This window comes from Pseudoalteromonas sp. P1-9 (assembly GCF_001399975.1).
GTDB lineage: Bacteria > Pseudomonadota > Gammaproteobacteria > Enterobacterales > Alteromonadaceae > Pseudoalteromonas.
On sequence record NZ_LKBD01000121.1, the window covers coordinates 1 to 704 of the forward strand.

Sequence of the window (704 nt, forward strand, 5' to 3'; positions counted from 1 at the left end):
CAGCTAAACTTCAAGGCGACCAAACCAAAAGGAGAAAGCTCAATGAAATTCTATACTACTTTTCACAAATATTATTGTGGAATTGACCTTCATGCACGCATTTTATACGTGTGCATTCTTGATGAACGTGGCAATAAAGTGGTTCATCAGAAAATAAAAGCTGATAAACATGAGTTAATTAAACTGATTTCGCCCTATCTCGAAGATATCGTAATCGGTGTCGAATGCATGCATTGTTGGTATTGGGTCAGTGATTTATGTGCTGAGCATGATGTTGATTTTGTACTTGGTCATGCCCTTTATATGAAAGCCATTCATGGTGGCAAAGCCAAAAATGATAAGATTGATTCTTATAAAATCGCAAGCCTATTGCGCGGTGGCAATTTCCCGCTAGCTTACAATTATCCTGCTAATATGCGTTCAACACGCGATTTACTTCGCAGAAGAACACGACTGGTTCAGCATGGCGCACAACTGAAAGCGCATATAGTTAACACAAATAGTCAGTACAACTATCCGCCGCTTGAACTGCATATGAAAAACAAATGTGTTCGCCAAGAATTCCAAACGCGCTTTGACGACCAAGCTGTTCAACACAATGTTAATTTTGATATAGCCATTCTCGATGCCTACGCAGAAGAGCTTAAAAAGCTGGAATATTATTTAGAAAGCAAAGCTAAAAAGCATCAACCAAACTATTACGC

The 704-nt window shown here is 38.9% G+C and carries 1 protein-coding gene; it reads left to right on the top strand.

The features are described from left to right. Positions 1–42 precede the first annotated feature (42 nt). On the top strand, positions 43–704 hold a 662-nt coding region (locus AN214_RS21800; protein WP_152960851.1), incomplete at its 3' end, for a transposase.